17 protein-coding genes and 1 tRNA gene are annotated in these 21314 nt (G+C 31.3%); 13 read left to right on the top strand and 5 right to left on the bottom strand.

What is annotated here, in order from left to right; all coding sequences use genetic code 11:
• Nucleotides 1-8 precede the first annotated feature (8 nt).
• Entirely contained in the window at nucleotides 9-1640 is a 1632-nt protein-coding gene (locus V9L05_RS08490; protein ID WP_338815131.1) for an NADH-quinone oxidoreductase subunit M, read from the top strand.
• A 69-nt stretch (nucleotides 1641-1709) separates the two neighbouring features.
• On the opposite strand, the gene V9L05_RS08495 is transcribed toward V9L05_RS08490, so the two are convergent.
• The 4 genes from V9L05_RS08495 to era all read right to left on the bottom strand — a co-directional run bounded on the left by V9L05_RS08495 (nucleotide 1710) and on the right by era (nucleotide 5076).
• The gene (locus tag V9L05_RS08495) at nucleotides 1710-2285 is read right to left on the bottom strand and encodes a DUF4199 domain-containing protein (protein ID WP_338815132.1); all 576 of its coding nucleotides are present in this window, start codon (nucleotides 2283-2285) and stop codon (nucleotides 1710-1712) included.
• Nucleotides 2286-2383: 98 nt separating this feature from the next.
• Complete coding sequence (locus tag V9L05_RS08500) at nucleotides 2384-3625, bottom strand: CDC27 family protein (RefSeq protein WP_338815133.1); 1242 nt, start codon at nucleotides 3623-3625, stop codon at nucleotides 2384-2386.
• Nucleotides 3626-3671: 46 nt separating this feature from the next.
• On the bottom strand, nucleotides 3672-4025 hold the full coding sequence (locus V9L05_RS08505) for a hypothetical protein (protein WP_338793676.1): 354 nt from the start codon (nucleotides 4023-4025) through the stop codon (nucleotides 3672-3674).
• A 115-nt stretch (nucleotides 4026-4140) separates the two neighbouring features.
• Complete coding sequence (era, locus tag V9L05_RS08510) at nucleotides 4141-5076, bottom strand: GTPase Era (RefSeq protein WP_338793675.1); 936 nt, start codon at nucleotides 5074-5076, stop codon at nucleotides 4141-4143.
• Between the two features lie 209 nt (nucleotides 5077-5285).
• Here era and V9L05_RS08515 point away from each other — a divergent pair.
• The 3 genes from V9L05_RS08515 to V9L05_RS08525 all read left to right on the top strand — a co-directional run bounded on the left by V9L05_RS08515 (nucleotide 5286) and on the right by V9L05_RS08525 (nucleotide 7552).
• Nucleotides 5286-5358, top strand: a tRNA-Met gene (locus V9L05_RS08515).
• 276 nt (nucleotides 5359-5634) lie between these two features.
• Nucleotides 5635-6333: a response regulator transcription factor gene (locus V9L05_RS08520; protein ID WP_338793674.1), complete on the top strand. Its 699-nt coding sequence runs from the start codon at nucleotides 5635-5637 to the stop codon at nucleotides 6331-6333.
• Nucleotides 6334-6415: 82 nt separating this feature from the next.
• A complete protein-coding gene (locus V9L05_RS08525) occupies nucleotides 6416-7552 on the top strand; it encodes an ATP-binding protein (protein WP_338815134.1) in 1137 nt (378 codons plus the stop codon).
• Nucleotides 7553-7747: 195 nt separating this feature from the next.
• Here the strand turns inward: V9L05_RS08525 and V9L05_RS08530 are convergent, their stop codons facing one another.
• Nucleotides 7748-8836 (bottom strand): IS4 family transposase, encoded by a 1089-nt coding sequence (locus V9L05_RS08530; RefSeq protein WP_338811925.1) that lies wholly within the window; start codon nucleotides 8834-8836, stop codon nucleotides 7748-7750.
• A 211-nt stretch (nucleotides 8837-9047) separates the two neighbouring features.
• On the opposite strand from V9L05_RS08530, the gene V9L05_RS08535 reads away from it, so the two are divergent.
• From V9L05_RS08535 to V9L05_RS08575, 9 genes are all read left to right on the top strand, one after another.
• The gene (locus V9L05_RS08535; RefSeq protein ID WP_338815135.1) at nucleotides 9048-10142 is read left to right on the top strand and encodes an AAA family ATPase; all 1095 of its coding nucleotides are present in this window, start codon (nucleotides 9048-9050) and stop codon (nucleotides 10140-10142) included.
• Nucleotides 10143-10247: 105 nt separating this feature from the next.
• Nucleotides 10248-11207: a type III pantothenate kinase gene (locus V9L05_RS08540; RefSeq protein WP_338815136.1), complete on the top strand. Its 960-nt coding sequence runs from the start codon at nucleotides 10248-10250 to the stop codon at nucleotides 11205-11207.
• Complete coding sequence (locus V9L05_RS08545) at nucleotides 11194-12525, top strand: hypothetical protein (RefSeq protein WP_338815137.1); 1332 nt, start codon at nucleotides 11194-11196, stop codon at nucleotides 12523-12525. Before V9L05_RS08540 ends, V9L05_RS08545 begins: the two co-directional genes overlap by 14 nt.
• 121 nt (nucleotides 12526-12646) lie before the next feature.
• On the top strand, nucleotides 12647-13447 hold the full coding sequence (locus V9L05_RS08550) for an IS5 family transposase (protein WP_338811837.1): 801 nt from the start codon (nucleotides 12647-12649) through the stop codon (nucleotides 13445-13447).
• Nucleotides 13448-14238: 791 nt separating this feature from the next.
• A complete protein-coding gene (gene aceB / locus V9L05_RS08555) occupies nucleotides 14239-15876 on the top strand; it encodes a malate synthase A (RefSeq protein WP_338793667.1) in 1638 nt (545 codons plus the stop codon).
• Between the two features lie 215 nt (nucleotides 15877-16091).
• Entirely contained in the window at nucleotides 16092-17417 is a 1326-nt protein-coding gene (aceA, locus tag V9L05_RS08560; protein ID WP_338793666.1) for an isocitrate lyase, read from the top strand.
• 545 nt (nucleotides 17418-17962) lie between these two features.
• Entirely contained in the window at nucleotides 17963-18685 is a 723-nt protein-coding gene (locus V9L05_RS08565) for an RNA pseudouridine synthase (RefSeq protein ID WP_338793665.1), read from the top strand.
• 644 nt (nucleotides 18686-19329) lie between these two features.
• Nucleotides 19330-20142 carry a hypothetical protein gene (locus V9L05_RS08570; protein WP_338815138.1) on the top strand — a complete coding sequence of 271 codons (813 nt, stop codon included), beginning with the start codon at nucleotides 19330-19332 and terminating at the stop codon, nucleotides 20140-20142.
• A gap of 42 nt (nucleotides 20143-20184) precedes the next feature.
• The gene (locus tag V9L05_RS08575; RefSeq protein WP_338815139.1) at nucleotides 20185-21006 is read left to right on the top strand and encodes a hypothetical protein; all 822 of its coding nucleotides are present in this window, start codon (nucleotides 20185-20187) and stop codon (nucleotides 21004-21006) included.
• Nucleotides 21007-21314 lie beyond the last annotated feature (308 nt).

Below are 21314 nucleotides of genomic sequence, written 5' to 3' on the forward strand. Positions count from 1 at the left end.
TATTTATAATGGATAATTTTATTCTGTCTCTCATTTTTTGGTTTCCACTTTTGGGAGCTGCTTTTTGTTTAATTCCTTTCAAAGAAAACAAATCTCATTTTTATAAATGGATTGGAGTAGGTATTCTTTCTATCGAACTTATTTTGGTAGCAATAATGCTTTTCATTGCCAAGACTAATTTAGATATGTCTGTTTTTGATGAACAAAATTTGCTTTTGTCAGAAAAATATACATGGTGGCATGTCAGTGTGGGGAAATTTGGAATTTTGCATGCTGATTATTTTTTAGGAATAGATGCTAAAAATGTTCTCTTAATTGCTCTTTCTGCACTTGTTTTGTGGGTAGGAAGCTTGGTTTCTATTTTCTCTAAAAAAGTACTTGCTCGTCCTCGTCTCTATTTTTTCTTGTATCTGTTGCTTTCTTCTGCTGTAATGGGAAGTTTTCTCTCATTAGACTTTTTACTTTTCTTTATCTGTTTTGAGTTTATGTTACTTCCTATGTATTTTTTGATAGGAATTTGGGGAGGAAAACGCAAAGAATATGCAGCTATTAAGTTCTTTATTTATACATTAATTGGTTCTGTCTTGATTTTAGTGGCAGGAATTATCATTGTAAATTCTGGAATAGATATACAAAAAACAGCTTTAGAACTAGGCATTTCTACGGATGAAGTAGTTTTAAAACTCAAAAATTCTACTCTCATTACTCAAAATTCTACTCAAATTGTGCATTCCTTTGATATGCTTGCTTTCAAAGATGCAAACTATTTTCTTCCTCAATCTGCTCTCTTTTCTTATGAAGGAAATACTACTCGTGCTATTGTTTTCTTCTTGCTTCTTATTGGTTTTGCTATCAAATTACCAATTGCACCTCTTCATACTTGGCTACCGATTGCCCATGTTGAAGCCTCAACACCTATTTCAATGGTTTTGGCAGGAGTTCTTTTAAAAGTAGGAGGATATGGACTTTTGCGTCTTCCTTTTTCTGTTTTTACTGATGTAGCAATAGATTATTCATTTTGGATAGGAGCTTGGGGCGTTTTTTCAATGCTATATGGAGCTTTTTTAGCTCTTGGACAGACTCATCTAAAAAGAATGATTGCTTACTCTTCCATTTCCCACATGGGTTTTGTTCTTTTGGGTTTTGCAGCTATTAATGCAGAAGGAACTAATGGAGCGATGTATCAAATGCTCAGTCATGGAGTTATTTCGCCTTTGCTTTTTCTTTTGGTAGGTGTTCTCTATGAACAGACAAATGACCTTACTATTACTAATTATAGTGGACTTTTTCATAAGCTACCACGTTATACAGCTTTTGTAGGAATTGCTTTTTTTGCAGGTTTGGGACTGCCTACTTTTTCTAGTTTTATAGCTGAACTAACCGTTTTTTTAGGCGTATTTTCTTCAGATTATTTACCAATTTGGTTGGGTATTTTGTCTGCAATAACATTAATTTTGACAGCTAGTTATTTTCTTTGGACATATAAAAAAATGTTCTTAGGTGATTTTTGGTTACATCATAACCTTAAAAATATCAACTTACAAGATATTTCTACTTCTCAAAAAGTAATTGCTTCTATCTTGATTTTCTTTATTGTTCTTTTAGGAATCTTTCCTTCTTTAGTTTTTGGATGGTTTTGAAACATAAAAAAATAGCCTACCAATTTTAATAAAAATAAGTAGGCTATTTTGTATCAAGCTAGTTTAAAATTACCAACTATCCTTTTCAGAATTATTATCTACTATTTCATCATCATATAGAAACTCTCCTTCTATAGGTTTTCTTTGGACAAAAATAGCAGCAAGTAAAGCAATTACAAAAAGCACAACTGCGCCTACCATAATACTTTGAAGAAATGGCATTAAAGGATTTTCGAGTGCTTCACTTGAACTTTTACGAGCTTCTTTCATCGCTTTATCTATTTCGCTTTCTCCCATCCCCATACTTTCTAACATACTTTCTGCTTTATCTAATGAAGCTTTTGCTATTTGCTCTGTATATTCTGGAGCAACAAAGTTATTGAATACATAATTGTATGAAGAACCAATAATATAACTCAACATTAAAGCTACAAAAACCATTTTGGCAGCATCAAAATATTTTATTATTCCTTCATTTTCCTTTTTAATGCGAACACAAACAAAAATAATTGCTGCAATAGAGAATACACCTGAAATAATAGCATAATAACTCATTGAAAATTCTACGCCCATTATATAACCAAAGACAGCTAATAAAATATTTATAACGCCTAAAATTAAACCATAACGAATAGCTACTTGCATAATAATAAATAGTTAGTTGAGAAATAAAAATAAATTTTTCTTACAACTAATAAGTACACACTAATTAAGTTTTATTACAATTACGTCAAATTCTTATTTTAAAAAATAGGATTAGATAAAATTAGCCTTCCAATAGAATCTTGTCTTTGCTGCTCTTTCAATCTGATTTTTCTCATTTGTTCAGCATATTCTGGAGTAAGTTTATATTTTTCTCTCTCTATTTTTTTTTCAATTCTATTTAACGATTCTCTATAGTCAGTTTTTAAACTATCTGTTTTGTAGGCATTTTTAAAATAGGTTTCTGCTAGTTCGAAGCGTTCTAATTTATCTTGAGGTTCGAAGAGCTTGTATTCATATAAAAAACCTAACAAATAATTAGCTGTACTTTGTAGTGGTTTTTGTTTTATTACTTTTTTGAAATAATATTCTGCTTGAGGATAATATTTTTTTTCAAACATATAAATACCGACTTGTAAAGAAGCTTCATCTAATGTAGAATCTTGTCGAATTGCCTTTCTATACCATACAATAGAACTATCTCGCTTGTTTAGGTTCAGCCAAGTATTTCCATATTGAAGAGAAAGTTGAGAACGAATTTTATTATCTAGTTTATTGTCTTTCTTATTTGAAGCAGTATAACTTGTCTTTTGAAAAGCAACTTGTGCTTCTTTCCATGCATTTTTTGGAAGTTCTGATGCATTATAAGTTTTGATGATTTCTATGTACGCAGGCAGATAGGTGCTATCTTTTTCAATTGCTTTTCTTAAAAATGAAATTGCTTTTGTAGTATCACTTTTCTTATTCCAAATCATTCCCTGATAATAGAGTGTTTCTATTTTCTCTCCTGTTCGGTTTGCAATTTTCTCAAAGGCAGTCAAAGATTCAGACCATTTTTTTTGATTAAATGCAGAATAGGCATACAAGCGATATAATTCTAAGTCTGTAAAACCCAAATCAATCGCCTTTTGAGCAGCACTAAGAACTTTTTGAGGTTCGTTTCTTTGTTGATAAGCCTGTGCCAATGCAAAATAATATTTACTTTTTGTGCTATCCAAAGAAATTGCCTTTTCAATATCCTCTAACGCAATATTTTCTTTTCCAGAAGATAGATACAAAGAAGCTCGTTTATAGTAATAATGAGCTGTATTTTCTTTGTTGTCTGTATTTTCACTTCGTTCAATTTGCTTATTAAGAAACTGAACTTGATTAGAAATAATTGTTGTAACAGAATCTGGAAGAGGAGGTAATGTTTCGACAAACTGCTTCGTATCAGACTGACAAGCCGATAAAAAGCAGAAAACCACTATAATCAATAAGAAACTAAAAGTATTTCTAGACATTTACAATTTATATTTATCATTTACAACTGAAAGTTAGCATAGCTAATTACTTCTTTAACCATTCTCTAATTATATCTAAAACTACAAAAACATATTTCTGGTGTTCTTCTTTAGCTTCCATTTCAGGTTCTTTTCCTCCTATATTTACCATTTTACCCACATAGTTTTCTTCTTTAGCTTCATTTTCAAAAACCCAAACAGCATATCCTTTTATAACCAAACTATCATCTTCTAGCTTTTCAATATCGCTTTGAGTAAGAACAAAGTATATTTTTTCATCAATTATAAATTTAGAGAGTTGACGTTCACTTTCTTTAATAGAAGCTAATGAACCAGACATTTCTACTTTAATATTTTTATCAGAATGAACAGTTGGAATACGGAAATTTGAATCTTTCATTATATATAAATTACGAATTATGAAATAATCAGCGAAGCTAATTAAAAATTAAAAATTATGAAGTGAAATTCAGTGAAATTGACTGACTAAGGATAACTACATAACTAGTTACTGACTATTTATAGCCAAACCAACCCAATTTATCAGATTTTTTACGCCAGTTTTCACTTACTCTGACATAAAGTTCTAAAAATACTTTTTTACCAAAGAAGGCTTCCATGTCTAATCGTGCTGCTTGTCCAATTATTTTGAGTGCACTTCCATTTTTACCTATCAAAATACCTTTTTGAGATTTTCTTTCAACATGTATTTCTGCATTGATGCGAAGAATTTTTGGTTCGTCTTTAAACTCTAAAATGCCTACTTCAGTAGAATAAGGAATTTCTTGATCATAATGCAAAAATATTTTTTCTCGTATAATCTCTCCTGCAAAAAAACGTTCTGGACGATCTGTCAGCATTTCTTTGTCGTAATAAGCAGGATGTTTTGGAAGGTATTTTAAGATAAGTTCTAATACTTCATTTACATTAAAACCAATTAAGGCAGAAATAGGCAAAATTTCTTGTGGATTTAATACCTCTTTCCAACGAGCAATTTTTTCATCAATGATATCTTGATCAACTAAATCAGCTTTATTTAGTAGAACAATGAGAGGGATTTTCTTTTTATCTAATGCTTTACGAAGTTTTTCGATAGCATTTTCTTCATCATGACTCTCATCAAGGGAAGTTACAAGCAAAATTACATCAGCATCTTCTAATGATTTTTCTACAAAACGCATCATTTTTTCATGAAGCTCATATTTTGGAGAAATAATCCCTGGTGTATCTGAAAACACAATTTGATAGTCTTCACTATTCAAAATCCCCATAATACGATGGCGAGTAGTTTGTGCTTTGGGAGTTACAATAGCTAATTTTTCTCCTAATACAGTATTCATAAGTGTAGATTTGCCACTATTTGGTTTTCCTACCAACGCTACAAAACCAGCTTTATGATTTTCAGATTCTTTGCCAGCATTTAAAATGGCATCTAAGTCAAGTTCTTTCATACTACAAAGTTCGCTTTTTTTATAGAATAATATAGTATAATTGTTGTTTTTTGCTCAAAAAAAGGACAACTAAATTGATAAAAACCTATAATTTAGGTTGTTTATAGAAAATAATTACTTTTTTTTAGATAAATACTTGCAGATTAAAAATATTTTCGTACCTTTGTAAAACAATCAGGGTAAATAAATCTTGGTTGTACCAATTACGGCGCGAGATAGAGCAGTTGGTAGCTCGTCGGGCTCATAACCCGGAGGTCACAGGTTCGAGTCCTGTTCTCGCTACTAAGTCATTAAATTGACATCAACCATTTTAGATTAGTTTCTAAAATGGTTTTTTTTGTGTCTATATTTCTCTGATGTTAATCTATCAAAAACAAATATTTCAAAAATTCATAATAAGTTTATTTATTTGTTGATAGAAAACTGCCTAATTAACTTTATTTTTGCAAAACTAAAAGAATAGAGGCATTTTTGTATAGTTTTATACACACCTTAAGACGTATAAAAGTTTACACATGCTATTTTTACTTCTATCAATCAAAAAAATACCCCATTCTCATGCAGAATAACAACCGTGTACTTGTCGTAGATGATGAACCCGATATTTTGGATTTGCTCAAATACAATTTGGAACGTGAAGGATATGAAGTAGAGGTCGCTTCCAATGGCGAAGAAGCTATAAAAAAAGCTGAGTTTTTTAAACCTGAACTCATTCTTTTGGACATCATGATGCCCAAAATGGATGGGGTAGAAACTTGTCGTTTGCTTCGTGAAATGCCTGATATGATAGATTCTTATATCATTTTCTTGACGGCTCGTGCTGAAGAATATTCAGAAGTAGCAGCTTTTGATGTTGGAGCAGATGATTATTTGAACAAACCTATCAAGCCTCGTGCGCTTATGAGCCGTATTAATGCGCTTTTTCGTAGAGAGTTTAAAAAGCAGCAGACACAATCTCATGAAGTAATTGAAATTTCGGATTTGTATATTGATAAAACAAGTTATACCTTACAGAAAGATGGTGAACTGATTGCACTTCCTAAAAAAGAGTTTGAACTAATTTATTTCTTAGCTCAAAGTCCAAATAAAGTATATAATCGTGAAGATTTATTGAAAAATATTTGGGGACAAGATGTGTATGTTTTGGCTCGTACTGTTGATGTTCATATCCGTAGAATCAGAGAAAAAATTGGAGATAATTATATCAAAACTGTAAAAGGAGTCGGATATAAATTTATGTCAATTGATGAAATGTAGAAATTTACTTTTGTTGGTCTCGTTTCTCTAAAATATCAACAAAGGCAGAAAATCAATGTATTTAAGAATTTATCATAACTACATGATAATAAAAAGTAAAACCTTGCTAGAAGGAAAAAAAAATAAGAGCATTTATGAAAGTCTGATGAATGCTATCAAACGTTCTTTGGTAAGCTCAAGAGCTGTAGCCATTATACTTTCTTTATTGGTAAGTAGTGTAACGAGTGCTTTTTTATCGCTAATTCCTAGTGTTAATTCGGTGGCTTTATCAGTTTGTTTTTTAGTTTCATTTTCATCTTCTTTCATCTTAATCTATATTGCTTTTGAGTTTCTTATTTTCAAGGAAATAAATAATGTATATAGTAAGCTATCAAAGATAAAAAAGAAAGATTTCAAATTTGTTCCTCCTTCTTCTGACCTTCTTCCTTCTGCAAATCCTATTCGCAGAGTAAATCAAGAAATTACAGCGTATGCAGGACAGAAACAAAAAGAAATTGATGAGCTTCGTAGAATGGAAGTTTTTCGAAGAGAGTTTATTGCAGATGTTTCACATGAACTTAAAACACCTATTTTTTCGGCACAAGGTTTTATTCTTACTCTTATTGATGGTGCAGTAGATGATGAAAATGTACGTGATGCTTTTTTGGGTAAAGCTGCCCGTAGTTTAAAGGCTTTAGCTGCTTTGGTGGAAGATTTATTGACTCTTTCCCAAATAGAATCAGGCGACATTACGATGCGTTTGGAAGAATATGAAATGCAAGACCAAGTTTTGGAAGTTTTCGAACAGCTTGAAAATAAGGCTGAAAGGCGTGGAGTTACACTAAAACTAGTCAGTCAGTACGAAGAAGGTGTTTATGTATATGCTGATTATAATCGTATCCGACAGGTTTTGATAAACTTAATTATTAATGCCATCAAATATGGAAAAGAAAACGGAACGGTAACAGTTATGCTCACTCAAACCACCAAAAATCTAAAAATATCTATTAAAGATGATGGAAATGGAATCGAACCTGAACATTTAGTTCGTATTTTTGAGCGTTTTTATAGAATAGAAAAAAGCCGTTCGAAACAAGAAGGAGGAACAGGTTTAGGACTTGCCATTGTAAAACATATTATTGAAAAGCACGATTCTAAAATTAGTGTTAAAAGTAAAATGGGAGAAGGAACACAGTTTACTTTTAAATTGCAGCGTACCGAAGTAGTAGAGGAGGAGTAAATAAAATAGTTGCTCTCTGTTAGGCAATTTTTATCTATTGTTATATATCTTGGACGTAAAAAATATTCTGAAATTTCTTTCTGTGTTTTCTGCTTCTTATGTATTTTATTAATAAAAATCATTATTAAAGAATAATAATAAAATATGTTGTATAAGATATTTTTTTTTGAATGTTTCAAAAGTATAAATTTTTCCTCACTCCATTGACAAAACTTTAATTTTCTGATTGAATTTAGTTTCTTTACTCATTGGATTATTGAGTATTTTTTTGATTTCTAGTAATCCATATCGGAAAAAAGAGTATTCATTATATCCATTTGAACAGACTCTTATTTTCGTTTTTTTATGTTTCCACTCCCCTACTTTGTAACACCAAACAAATGCAATAGAACAAAGAGCAAGTAATTTAGCTATTTTCTCTGGTTCTGTCAATTTTGTATTTTCTAGCTTAAAACCTTGTGTTTTTAGTGCTTTAAACAGCGTTTCTATTTCCCAACGTTGTTTATAAATTTCAAAAGCGTTTTCTAAAAAAACAGGTGAAGCTAGATAAATATATCCTTTTTGTGTTCTACTTACAGATAAATATACTTCTACACCATTGACTATAAAAACACCCTCTAAATGATACGTTTCTGAAATAGCCAGTCCTCTACACCAGGCTGCAATTGACTTTGTTTTACCTTTTCTAGTCGCTTTAAAATTAGACTTTAGTCGCATTACAAAATCAAAGTTTTTTCCTGATAAATAAGTAAACCATTTTTGACCTACAAACTCTCTATCTGCTACAATAGAAGAAATAGATAGGTTAGGAAAAATAGATAAAAAACGTTCTATTAATTCGATGCGTTCTTCAGTAGAAGAGTTTCCTTTTTTTGGAAAAACAGACCAAATAAGAGGCACTGAAACATTTTTATAAGCTGCTGAAAGTAACAAAATATTTATATTTTTTTTACCCACTTTCCAATTGGAACGGTCAAGACATAAAACAATATCCTTCCACTTATCAATACCTTGTAAAGAAACAATTAAAAGAGTAATTGCCTTAAAATCAAGGTTATAGTGATTTAAAAAGCGTTCAATACGACGTAAAGAGGAGCTGCACTCTACATTCCGTTCAAAAGCTGTAGCAATTTGAATCAACCCTCCTAATCCTACTTTTATAACAGCTATTACAAAAAGACCTATAAATTGAACTCGTGCAAAATGAAACTCTGTTAAATGAGAAGATAAAACAGTAACTAATTTTGTAACTTTACCACTAGAAGCATACTTTGCTTTTGCCATAATTGAGAAAAATTTGTGAGAAAAATTTTGTAAGAAACTCAATTATGGCTTTTTTTTATCTCGTTTCAAAATCTTTTGTCAGAGGACTGAGAAATTTTTCATATAAAATGCACTATTTTTTCATGAAAGTTGTTCAAGCAAGGACACTTAAATCAACTTTTGTGTGTTTTGAGTATTGTCTCAATTGAATATCAAATAAAAAATAGAAGTAATGAAACTAGAAGACTTTGAATTAGTGAAAAAATATAATCCTTTTTTTGAGGATATGAAAAATACCATACAAGACCCAATAAAACATGCAGAAGGAGATGTTTTTACACATACTCAAATGGTTTTGGATTCTATATTAAAGACAGAAGAATGGAATACATTTTCTAAAGAAGAACAAGATATTTTGCTCTTGACAGTTATTTTTCATGACATTTGCAAACCTCATACACTTACACATGAAGCTGATGGAGGTATTAGTCACCCAAGCCATGCACGAAAAGGTGCACAACTAACAAGACAGATTTTAGATAAAGAAAACTATGATTTTGATACAATCTATAAAGTCTATCAAACTATTTTTTATCACGGTTATCCATTTTGGGCATACTCAAAAGATAATCCTCAAAAGAGTATGATTTTGACCAGTATTTTATCAAATAATAAATGGTTGTATACTTTTGGAAAAGCTGATTTAGGAGGACGTATTTGTAAAGACTGGGAAGAGTGGGCATATCGCTTAGAAGTTTTTAAAGAATTGGGAGCAGAAAATGAGTGTTTTGATGTGCCTTATACTTTTTATTCAGATTATGATAGATTTGAATATTTTAGAAAAGAAGATAATTTTCCAAACACACAGCTTTATGCCAGTTATGATTTTGAAATAACGATGCTTTGTGGACTTCCTGCTAGTGGAAAGGATAGCTTCATAGTAGAAATGAATGAAGATTTGCCTATCGTTGCAATGGATAATTTGAGAAGAGAACTAAAAGTAAAACCAACTGATAATCAGGGTAAAATCATTCAAGCAGCCAAAGAACGAAGCCGAGAATATTGCCGAAAAAAACAATCTTTTATTTGGAATGCTACCAATCTGACAAAACAAGTTCGAAGTAGTTTGATTTCAATTTGGCTTCCTTACAAACCCAAAATCAAGATTGTGTTTCTTCATAAAAATATTAATCAGATTGTAAAAGATAATAAAGCAAGAGAAGAAAAAGAGATTGTGCCTACTAAAAAGATTTGGGAGATGTACCAGCGTTTAGAATTTCCTGATATACAAGAAGCTCATGAGGTGGTTTTCTTAGAAAAAAAATGATTTATTGTTTTAATTTCTTTATATATTTTCTATTTCGCTACAAAAAAGCGAAATTTGCGACCTTATTTGATTTACGAATGAGGTTTTTTTATACAAAATGATTTTATGCTTCTTTTGGCAGTAGATTTTGGAAATACGTCGCTCAAAGCAGCACTCTTCGAAAGTGAAGTGCTTTTAGAAGTGCGTTATTCTCTTTCTACTACTGACTTAGAGAATTGGATAAATGAAATTAGAAATTCGTTTTCTACTTCTTTAGAAGGTATAATGATAAGTTCTGTTAGAAAAAATGAAGAGATTGAACTTTCTTTTGTGGAAAATTTAAAAAGAAAATTAATTTCTACTCATCTTGATAATTCTAAATTAATCATAAAATCAAATTCAGAAATAAAAGAAATTGCAACAGATAGTAAAGGAGTTAGCGTCGTAGTATCAGTTATGCTATTAGATGAAAATACGCCTTTGCCCATTCAAAATAATTATAAAACCCCTAAAACTTTAGGTAAAGATCGTTTGGCTGCTGTAATTGGTGCTTTTTTTTTACAAAAACAAGTTATCAAACAGCCTACTTTAGTAATTGATGCAGGAACTTGTATTACCTTTGATTTTATTGATACAAATCAGTCAGAAGGAATTTTTGAAGGAGGAAGCATTTCATTAGGTTTGCAGATGCGTTTTAAGGCTCTGAATCATTTTACAGCAAAACTACCTTTGTTTGAACCAAATGAAATATTGCCTACACCTATAGGACAAACAACACAGGAAGCAATGCAGAGTGGGGTTCAGTTTGGACTTATTTCTGAAATAAAGGGTATTATTGATTTTTATCAGAATCAAGTTTCTATAAAAAAGAATCAAATAAATACTAATGAAAACAACACAAATAAAGAGCTAAATATTGTCGTCTGTGGTGGCGATGCTCAAATTTTAAAAAAATGGTGGGAGGAATATTTAATACGTTTTCCAAATAATTCTCACACTTACCCAAAATGGACTATCGAATCAAATTTGGTTTTGATAGGATTACAACGAATTTTCCAGTTTATAAAAAATAATGAAGACAACTAATTTTTATCTCCGTTCTAGTTCAAGGTTATTTACTCCTGTTTTGGTAGTAATTTTTATCTTGTTTACCTATTTTTCTGTATCTTTTTCAGTTTTTGCTCAAACAGCAAATAATCCTTTTTCACGAATTGGATTAGGAGAAATTTCTTCACAGCGTTCTATTTCCAATCTTGGAATGGGAGGAGTAGGGGTGAGTCTTCCGACAGTAAAATATTCAAACCTTCAAAACCCAGCTCTTTTGAGTTATCATAAACTTACTGTTTTTGAAGCTGCTGGAATCGGAGAATACAAAGATTTAAGAACAAATACTATTCAGACAAATGATTTTGGTGGAAATTTGGGTTATCTATCACTTATTTTTCCTGTTTATAAAAATATGGCTATCAATATTGGCTTTCAACCCTTTTCTTCTGTCAATTATAATGCTGTTAGTTATGAACTTTTACAAAATACTCCTACTTTTGTAAAATATGATTATGCAGGCTCAGGAGGTGTTTCACAAGTATTTTTGAGTACAGGATATAAAATTATTCAAAATCTTTCTGTAGGTGCACAAATCAATTATAATTTTGGAGCAGTCAGTAATACTTCTACTGCTTCCTTAGATGACTTTAGAGGTGGTTTTATAGCTCAACTCAGTGACCGTTATAATTATGGTGATTTTACGTATCGTTTGGGAGTACACTATTTTATTCCTGTTTTTGATAATTCACAGATTAATGTAGGAGTAAGTTATGATGGAGCTGCTGACTTTGAAGCAACTCATTTCAGAGCCTTCGAACGCAAAAATTTTAGTGATATAGTTATCGATGGAGATACACTTTTTTCAGAAAAGAAAGAAGCTATTCAAATTCCTGATGCTATTACGTTTGGTATTAGCTTACAACGTGGTTATCTAGAAGCTGCATCAGGAACTCAAAATACAGCTTATAGTTTTGGTATAGATTATAGTATGCAAGATTGGAGCATCTCAAATAGCTCTTCTATTGTAGGAAATAATCGTTTGCAGAATAGTTATAAAGTTAGTGTAGGAGGAGAAATTACACCTAATGTTCGTAACTCTAATTATCTAGCCCGAACAACTTACCGAGCAGGGTTTTCTTATTCTCAAACACCATTAGTTGTCAATAATGAATCAATTGAAGATATGAGTGTAAGTATTGGCTTTTCACTTCCTGTCAAGAATAACTTCTCTTCACTTAATATGTATGGAGCAATCGGTCAGCGTGGAAGTTTGAACACTATAAAAGAACAATATGTAAAATTTGGTTTAGGAATTTCTATTAGTGATAGATGGTTTGTTCGTTCTAGATTTGATTAATATCTTTTTTAATAAATATATATTAAGAGCCTGTTCGAGTTTAGATACATAAAAAAGAACATCAGATTTTTTTATTAGTTAAGTTATTGATTTTCAGTTACTAATTAAAATATCAATGACTATGTTTACTAATGAATATTTATCTGATGCTCTTTGGCAATATATGAAAAAATTTATACCTTTTTCGTACTTGGAAAGAAAACGCAAACACAGTTTGTATAATATCTTTTCAGGACTATTTTACATCACTCGTTCTGGCAGTAGTTGGCGTTTACTTCCCAGTAGTTATGGTATTCCTTGGAGTAGTTTGTATGACTACTTTAGCAAATGGCAGAAGATGGGTTGGTACAAAAAACTTTTGGACAAGTTGGTCACAAGAGAACGGTTGGCTCAAGGTAGAAATGCTAAACCCTCTTTGGGTTCTATAGACTCTCAAAGTGTACAAAGTGTATATGGAGGGGAAGCTATAGGTGTAGATGGTTACAAGCTCAAAAAAGGACGTAAACGGCATATACTGGTAGATACGCAAGGAAATTTACTAGAATTAGAGATTAGTCCAGCCAATGAAGCTGACGTGAATCAACTTGCTTATCTAGCTTATTTAGCTCAATTTAGAGGAAGAAAATTCTTTAAAATTCTTGCTGATGCAGGCTATAGAAGTGCTAGTTTGGCTGCTGAAATATTTAGTCAAACAGGAGTACAAATTGAGATTGTCAATAGTCCAAGAAGAGAAAAAAAAGAGGATAAAGCATTTGTACCTCAACCCAAAAGGTGGGTAGTAGAAAGAACTTTTGCTTGGCTTAATCAAAACAGAAGACTAAAAGTAGATTATGAGAAAACTGTAGATTCTGCTAAAGCATTTGTGTATTTAGCTATGATTTTAAACCTCATAAATAAAGGGGCTAGAAGAAAGAAAAAATAAAAACTCGAACAGGCTCTAAACGTTATCACAATTAAATTAGTAATGTTCATTTTTCCATAGCGCAGGGTTTGCAAACCCTGCGTTATGGAAAAATAAGACTGATTTGTTTTTCTATAACTTGCTAATTATTAGACCTGTAAACAACTGTGATAACGTTTATTCAAAACTCCTTATTTGTCTAAAAATGAATAAGGAGTTTTTTTGTGGCATAATTAATCAATATTTTGTCTCTTACTTTTTTGAAACCTTGTTTATAGCCAAATCAAAAATTACTTATTAGAATAAATACATAATTTTTTTATACTCAAATTTGCTTTTATCCAAATAATTGACTTTATTTGAACAAAATACCAATAAATACGCTGCACGCATAACAATTTTAGAAAACATAATAAGTAGTTAACTTTTTCTTAACAAAGTTAATCCTTTTCTAAATTAGCTTTACTGTAAAAAAAATCGCTCTATTCTTACTATAAATAGATAAGAAATTCGATTTAGGGTCTTAGTGTTCTAGTCTAGTTCTAGTTTTAATTTTATTGAATCGAATTTAATAAATTCTGATTTATTGCTAATTAATCGCTAATCATCCGTTTTGTGATACACGTTTTAGATTTAAAAAACATAAAAAGACTGGTTATCTATTTAGATATAAATTCTTTCCAAAAGCTACCTTGTTGTTTGGTTTCCAAACTTCACTATTTTTTTGTCGCTTTGTTTTTAGTAAATCTTATCACAAGAAATTCTATCATAGAAATAAATATATTTCATTCAAAAAATCAACACAATCAATTATGTCTAACACAAAATCTGAACTTCTAGTGAATCTAGAAGTGAAAGGAGAAGTTACGCCTGAATTTAAGAAAATACTTACTGATGATGCCCTTATTTTTTTGGCAGAGTTACACCAAAAATTTGATGCTCGTCGCCACGAATTATTAGAAAAAAGAAATAAAAGACAAGAGCAAATCAATAATGGAATAATGCCTACTTTCTTAGCCGAAACGAAGCATATCAGAGAAGACAAAACGTGGAAAGTTGCTCCAATTCCGAAAGACTTACAAGATAGAAGAGTAGAAATTACAGGACCTGTTGAAAGAAAAATGATGATAAATGCACTTAATTCGGGTGCAAATATTTTTATGGCAGACTTTGAAGATTCAAATTCACCTACTTGGGAAAATGCTGTTCAAGGTCAGATAAATTGTTATGATGCTATTCGCAAAACAATTACTTTCCACGATGAAAAGAAAAATAAACACTATGAATTGAATAAAGAAACGGCTGTTTTGCTGGTTCGTCCTCGTGGTTGGCATCTTAATGAAAAGAATTTATTGATTGAAGGAAAACCTATTTCTGGAGGTCTTTTTGACTTTGGTTTATATGTTTTCCACAATGCAAAAGAACTTATGAATCGTGGTTCGGGAGCTTATTTTTACCTTCCAAAAATAGAATCTCATTTAGAGGCTCGTCTTTGGAATGAGGCTTTTGTTTTTGCTGAAAATTATCTTGATATTCCTATCGGAACGTTTAAAGCAACTGTTCTTTTAGAAACTATTATGGCTTCTTTTGAGATTGAGGAAATCTTATACGAACTCAAAGACCACATGGCAGGAATCAATGCAGGACGTTGGGATTATATTTTCTCTGCTATCAAAAAATTCAGAAATGTAGTCAAAAATCCACTTCCTGACCGTGGACAAATTACAATGACAGTTCCATTTATGAGAGCTTACACTGAACTTTTGGTAAAAGGGTGTCATACAAGAGGAGCGCACGCTATTGGTGGAATGTCTGCTTTTATTCCGACACGACACGACGAGGAAATCAACAAACAAGCCTTCGAAAAAGTAAGGAAAGACAAAGAACGTGAAGCCAATGATGGTTTTGATGGTTCTTGGGTAGCGCACCCAGATTTGGTAAAAGTAGCAAAAGATGTTTTTGATGCTAAATTTGGAGACAAACCCAACCAAAAAGACCGTTTGAGAGAAGATGTAAATGTAGAAGAAACTGCAAAAAATCTTACCAACTTTGATATTGAAGGGGGAAAAATTACTGATGCAGGTGTCAGAATGAACTTCAATGTAGGCATTCGTTATATCGCTTCTTGGCTAGATGGAGTTGGTGCAGCAGCTATTTTTAATTTAATGGAAGACGCAGCAACAGCCGAAATTTCAAGAACACAACTTTGGCAATGGCTCAACAATCCAAATGCTGTATTGGATGGAGATAGCAGTAAGCCAATTACAGAAGAATATTTGAGAAAATGTATGGAAGAAGAGTATCAATCTATAAAAGATGAAGCTGCTCAATATCCAAACTTTGACTTCGAAAACTCAAAATTTCCAAAAGCAAAAGAGCTTATGGAAGGATTGGTTTTCACAAAAGAATACAAAGACTTTTTGACAACAGAAGCATATCATTTAATATAAAGTTTTAGACCCTAAGGGTTTTCAGAAACCCTTAGGGTCTAGTAAAAAGAAAAACCAAAATCCTTAACTGGACACACAATAAATCGACAAGCACAAACACACGCCAAACTGTATTTCTAACATAAAAAAATAATTTAAAACCTGTTATTAGATTGTGATTTACTGATTATGAGTAATTGATAACTGATAACTGAAAAACTGATAACTGAAATATTATGTCTAAGACAAACGGAACTTCGAACAAATTTGCTCACAGAAGCGTGTCAGAATTAGAAAACGAATGGAAAACATCAGCTCGTTGGAAAGGAATTACTAGAGATTATACAGGAGAAGATGTAGCTAAATTACGTGGTTCAGTAAAAGTAGAACATACATTAGGACGTATGGGCGCAGAGCGTTTGTGGAATCTTATGCACAATGAACCTTATGTAAATTCATTAGGTGCAATTACAGGAAACCAAGCTGTACAGCAAGTAAAAGCTGGTTTGAAAGCTATTTATATGAGTGGCTGGCAGGTAGCAGCAGATGGAAACAATGCTGGACAAATGTATCCAGACCAAAGTTTGTACCCTGCTGATAGTGTTCCAAAAATGGTAACTCGTATCAATAACGCTCTTTTACGTGCCGATCAAATTGAAAATGCAGAAGGGCAAGAACCAATTCATTGGTTAGCTCCAATTGTAGCTGATGCAGAAGCTGGTTTTGGGGGTGTTTTGAATGCTTTTGAACTTATGAAAGCAATGATTGAAGCAGGTGCAGCAGGTGTTCACTTTGAAGATCAACTTTCTTCTGCTAAAAAATGTGGACACATGGGAGGAAAAGTATTAGTTCCTACTAAAGAAGCTGTTCAAAAATTGAAAGCTGCTCGTTTGGCTGCTGATGTTTTGGACGTTCCTACTGTTCTGATTGCTCGTACAGATGCAAATGGTTCATTTTTGATTACAAGTGATATTGACGAAACTGATGCTCCATTTATTTCTGATGAGCCTCGTACTTCAGAAGGATTTTTTGTTTTGAAAGGTGGAATTGAAGCTGCTGTTGCTCGTGGATTGGCGTATGCACCGTATGCTGATGTAGTTTGGTGTGAAACTGGTAAGCCAGATGTAGAGGAAGCTCGTTATTTTGCTGAAAAAATTCATGAAAAATTCCCAGGTAAATTATTGGCGTATAACTGTTCGCCTTCTTTCAACTGGACAGCTAATTTAGATAAAGACACAATTGCTAGTTTCCAACAGCAATTAGGAGAAATGGGTTACAAATTCCAATTCGTAACACTTGCAGGTTTCCATAGCTTAAACATGGGAATGTTCGAACTTGCATTAAAATACAAAACTGAAGGAATGGCTGCTTATTCTCGTCTTCAAGACAAAGAATTTGATTACGAAGAAAAAGGCTATACTGGAACTAAACACCAACGTTTTGTAGGTGCTGGTTATTTTGATCAAGTAGCTCAAGCTATCGTAGGCGAAGGTTTATCTACTGCTGCCTTGAAAGGTTCGACAGAAGAAGAGCAATTTCATGACGCAAAAGCTGATGCTTAAATAAAAGTAAACTGGCAGACATTTTAAAGTGTCAGTACAGGTATAAAGTAAATAATAAAAAACGAACTATCTCAAAAAACGAACTATCTCAAAAAAAGAGGTGGTTCGTTTTTTATTGTGAAAATACATACTACTAGACAAAAACTAAAAAAGTGATATAATTTTAAGAATGACAGTAGAACACACATTTATAGGTGTAAAATGACTGAAAACTATACAGAACAAAATTAGATTCAAAATTTTTAAGGTGAGAGAACGAATATTTAGAATTGCAGTTGCATTACACAATATGAGAGTACAACATAGGGACATAAACATTAACTGTGATAACATCTAATACAAGGCAAATTTTTATCTTTTAATTAAAAACAATAAATACACAATCTACGAAATTCTTAGCAATACCAAAAAAACAAAAACATTTCATTTATAACTAGAATACTCAACAAATCGTAATTTTTAATTTGTAATTCGTAATTGAATCAAATAAATACGTAATTTTGTAGTCTTTATTTTTTGACTTTCTTTATTCTGTAGAGTATTTTATGAAACGCTATAAACTTTCTGACCTTGTTATTTTTGAAAACGACGATTATTTAATTGTTGATAAACCTCCTTTTTTGTCTTCTTTAGATGAACGCTTAGGAAATGCGATGAATCTTTTACAGATTGTCAGAGCAGAACTACCAGAAGCAAAATTGGGACACCGTTTGGACAAGGAAACAAGTGGAGCTGTTGCAATAGCAAAACACTTTGAAGCCTATCGTCATCTTTCTATTCAATTTCAAGAACGTCAGGTAGAAAAAGTTTATCATGCTATTGCTGTGGGAGTGCATGATTTTCAAGAGCAAGCTGTTGAAGTTCCTTTACACAAAATGAAAAATGGACTTTCAGCTGTTAACTACAAACAAGGAAAGCATTCACTTACATTTTTTACTACTTTAGAGGCTTTCCGTCATTATACACTTTTGGAATGTCGTCCGATTACTGGGCGTTTGCATCAAATTCGTGTGCATGCACAGACTATAGGTGCGCCTTTGGTGGCTGATAAAGCGTATGGAGGAAAAGATTTATTCTTGTCAGAAATCAAGCGTAAAAAATTCAATCTTAAAAAATGGGAAGAAGAACTTCCTCTGATGCAGCGTGTAGCTCTTCATGCAAAAGAATTAGCTTTTAATGGAATGAATGGAGAAGTTATAAAAGCAATAACAGAATACCCAAAAGATTTTAATGCACTTTTAAGACAACTTGGCAAATTTGATATGTAGTTTTAATTAGACTTATTCTATCTAATTTTCACAATGAAAAAAACACCTTTTCATTTTGGAAAGGAATTGACTATAAAAATAGAATCTAAAAAACTAAGAAAAAAAAATCTTCTTTAAAAAACTAGCTCTATTTGCTTAAATAAACGTTTTTATATTAATTCATAGAAAAAATCAAAAAAATAGCATAATTAATTTGGCTTGGCAAACAGATTGAAATATAGATAATAACTTCTACAAAAAGATGTAGAATGAAAAGATATTTACTCACCAAGATTTTTGTTTGTAGCTTCTCTTTATTGGCAATTACACCATTTTTATCAAAATCTTATTTTTTGTGAGTGTTTGTTTTGGTTTCATACTAAAATCATAGCAAACTAAAATTCTGGAAAATCAAGAAAGAAAGTCGTTAGTTAGCGTTTATTTATTAAATAAACAAATTTTTAGCAACTGACAATTTTTACACTTTCTTTTGAGGAATGAAATCGTCGTTCGATTTTCTGAACAGTTTAAGTAGTAAGTAAAGTAAGTAAGTGGACAAAAAATACCTTTTCTTTTTAGGAAAGGTTTTTTTATTCGATTTTTTTAACGAAACCAGTACTTTAGTCGTACTGATAAAAAATAACTTACAACTTGAATCATCAAAAATGAAAACCAATTATTTATTATCACTTCTTATAGCCTTTAGTTTTCTAGCCTTGACTAGCTTTTCTATTCCTAAAAATTCCATTTCAACAAGCAAAAAAACAGAATCTGTAATTGAAAAAGACACTTTCAATATTATGGCTTCTCACGGAATTTATTTGAGAGATAGTGCAAACTTAACTTGTAATAAATTAGCTAAACTTCCCTACGCCACTAAAATAGTTTTATTAAATCAAGATACAATTTCTGATGAACTAACAGTTCAAGAAACAAAATATTTTGAGATAAAAGGACGAATGCAAAAAGTGAAAGTAATCAGTCAGATTGATAGCTTGAATGATTTGGAAGGCTATGTTTTTGATGGGTATTTGACTAAATTTCCAGTACCTGTTTTGGATTATAGAGGAACAAAGGAAAATGATTATTTGAGTTCTGAATTAAATTATTTGAAAGGTAACTTTAAGGAGTCTGAAAAATATGCTATTGAAAGACATAAGGAAAATGAAGATTGGATTATTAAATGGAAGAAAAGGTATGGCGAAAATATAACTTATGAATACAATGAATCTACAACTGTCGATGTTCCTATACATAAAATAATAATTCCTAATTTGTCAATACGAGAAGCCTATTTTTTCTCTCTAGTATTATTCTTTAGTGAAAACAACGAATATAATGAAGGAGATGTAGTAATTTTTGATAAAAATAATAATAGCTTTATTATAGAACCTCTCTCAGGAGTGGGATGTTATTATTCTATTTTTAAAAATAATACGAATGAATTAGTTATTGAATATGAATGTTGGGCGTGTTAAGTAAGAACCAATTTATTAAAATCAGTCAAAACTCACAACGATATGAAAACCAATTATTTACTACTCATTTTAGTCTTTAGCTTTTTAGCCTTAACTAGCTTTTCTATTCCTAAAAATTCCATTACAACAAGTAAAAAAACAGAATATGTAATTGAAAAAGACACTTTCAATATTATGGCTTCTCACGGAATTTATTTGAGAGATAGTGCAAATCTGACCTGTAATAAATTAGCTAAACTTCCCTACGCCACTAAAATAGTTTTATTAAATCAAGATACAATTTCTGATGAACTAACAGTTCAAGAAACAAAATATTTTGAGATAAAAGGACGGATGCAAAAAGTAAAAGTAATCAGTCAGATTGATAGTTTGAATAATTTAGAAGGATATGTTTTTGATGGGTACTTGACTAAATTTCCTGTGCCTGTTTTGGATTATAGAGGAACACAAGAGAATGATTATTTATCTGGTGATTTATATTATCTACAAAGTAATTTTAAAAATCATGATAGATATGAAATAAAAAGGCAAAAGTATGATGGAGAAGATGAATACGATTGTGCTTTTCAACAAAAATTTGGGAGCAAAAAAGATATACAATATAAACAAAATAGTTGTGGTGAAGGAGGAATGGATTGGGATATGATGATTCCAAATTTATCTTTAAGAGAAGCTTACTTTTTTGCTATTGTTTTATATTATCAAGAATATTATGATGAAAATACAATACCTCATACAATTACATTTGATAAAAAAACAAAAATTATATCTATTGAGCCGAGTGATCAAGGAGCAGGTTGTTACATAAGTATTATAGAAAACAAAAATAAGATTTTGACAATTTCTGGTTATTGTGGTTGCTAAAAATTTCCACAAAAAATTGCCTTACTTCTATAATAAAAGTAAGGCAATTTTTTTGTTATTCATGATAAAATTATCTAGCCTTTGTTTGTGTCTCCCCCATAGCCGTCAAGCTATTGTTTATTCTACCATTATCAACGTCTTGTTATCTTCGATAACTGACGATTGCTAAGGTAAAATAAACAAAATCAGCACTTTTCTCCCTTAGCAATCGTGTATTTTCGAAGAACTTTTAAGTCGGCGAAGCCAAAATGGACGTTGATAATGGGAAAAATAGAGTACAGTTTTCTTAACTTAACGGACATGGTGTC

Origin of the sequence: Bernardetia sp. Wsw4-3y2 (assembly GCF_037126295.1) — a bacterium.
In the GTDB taxonomy this organism is placed as follows: domain Bacteria; phylum Bacteroidota; class Bacteroidia; order Cytophagales; family Bernardetiaceae; genus Bernardetia.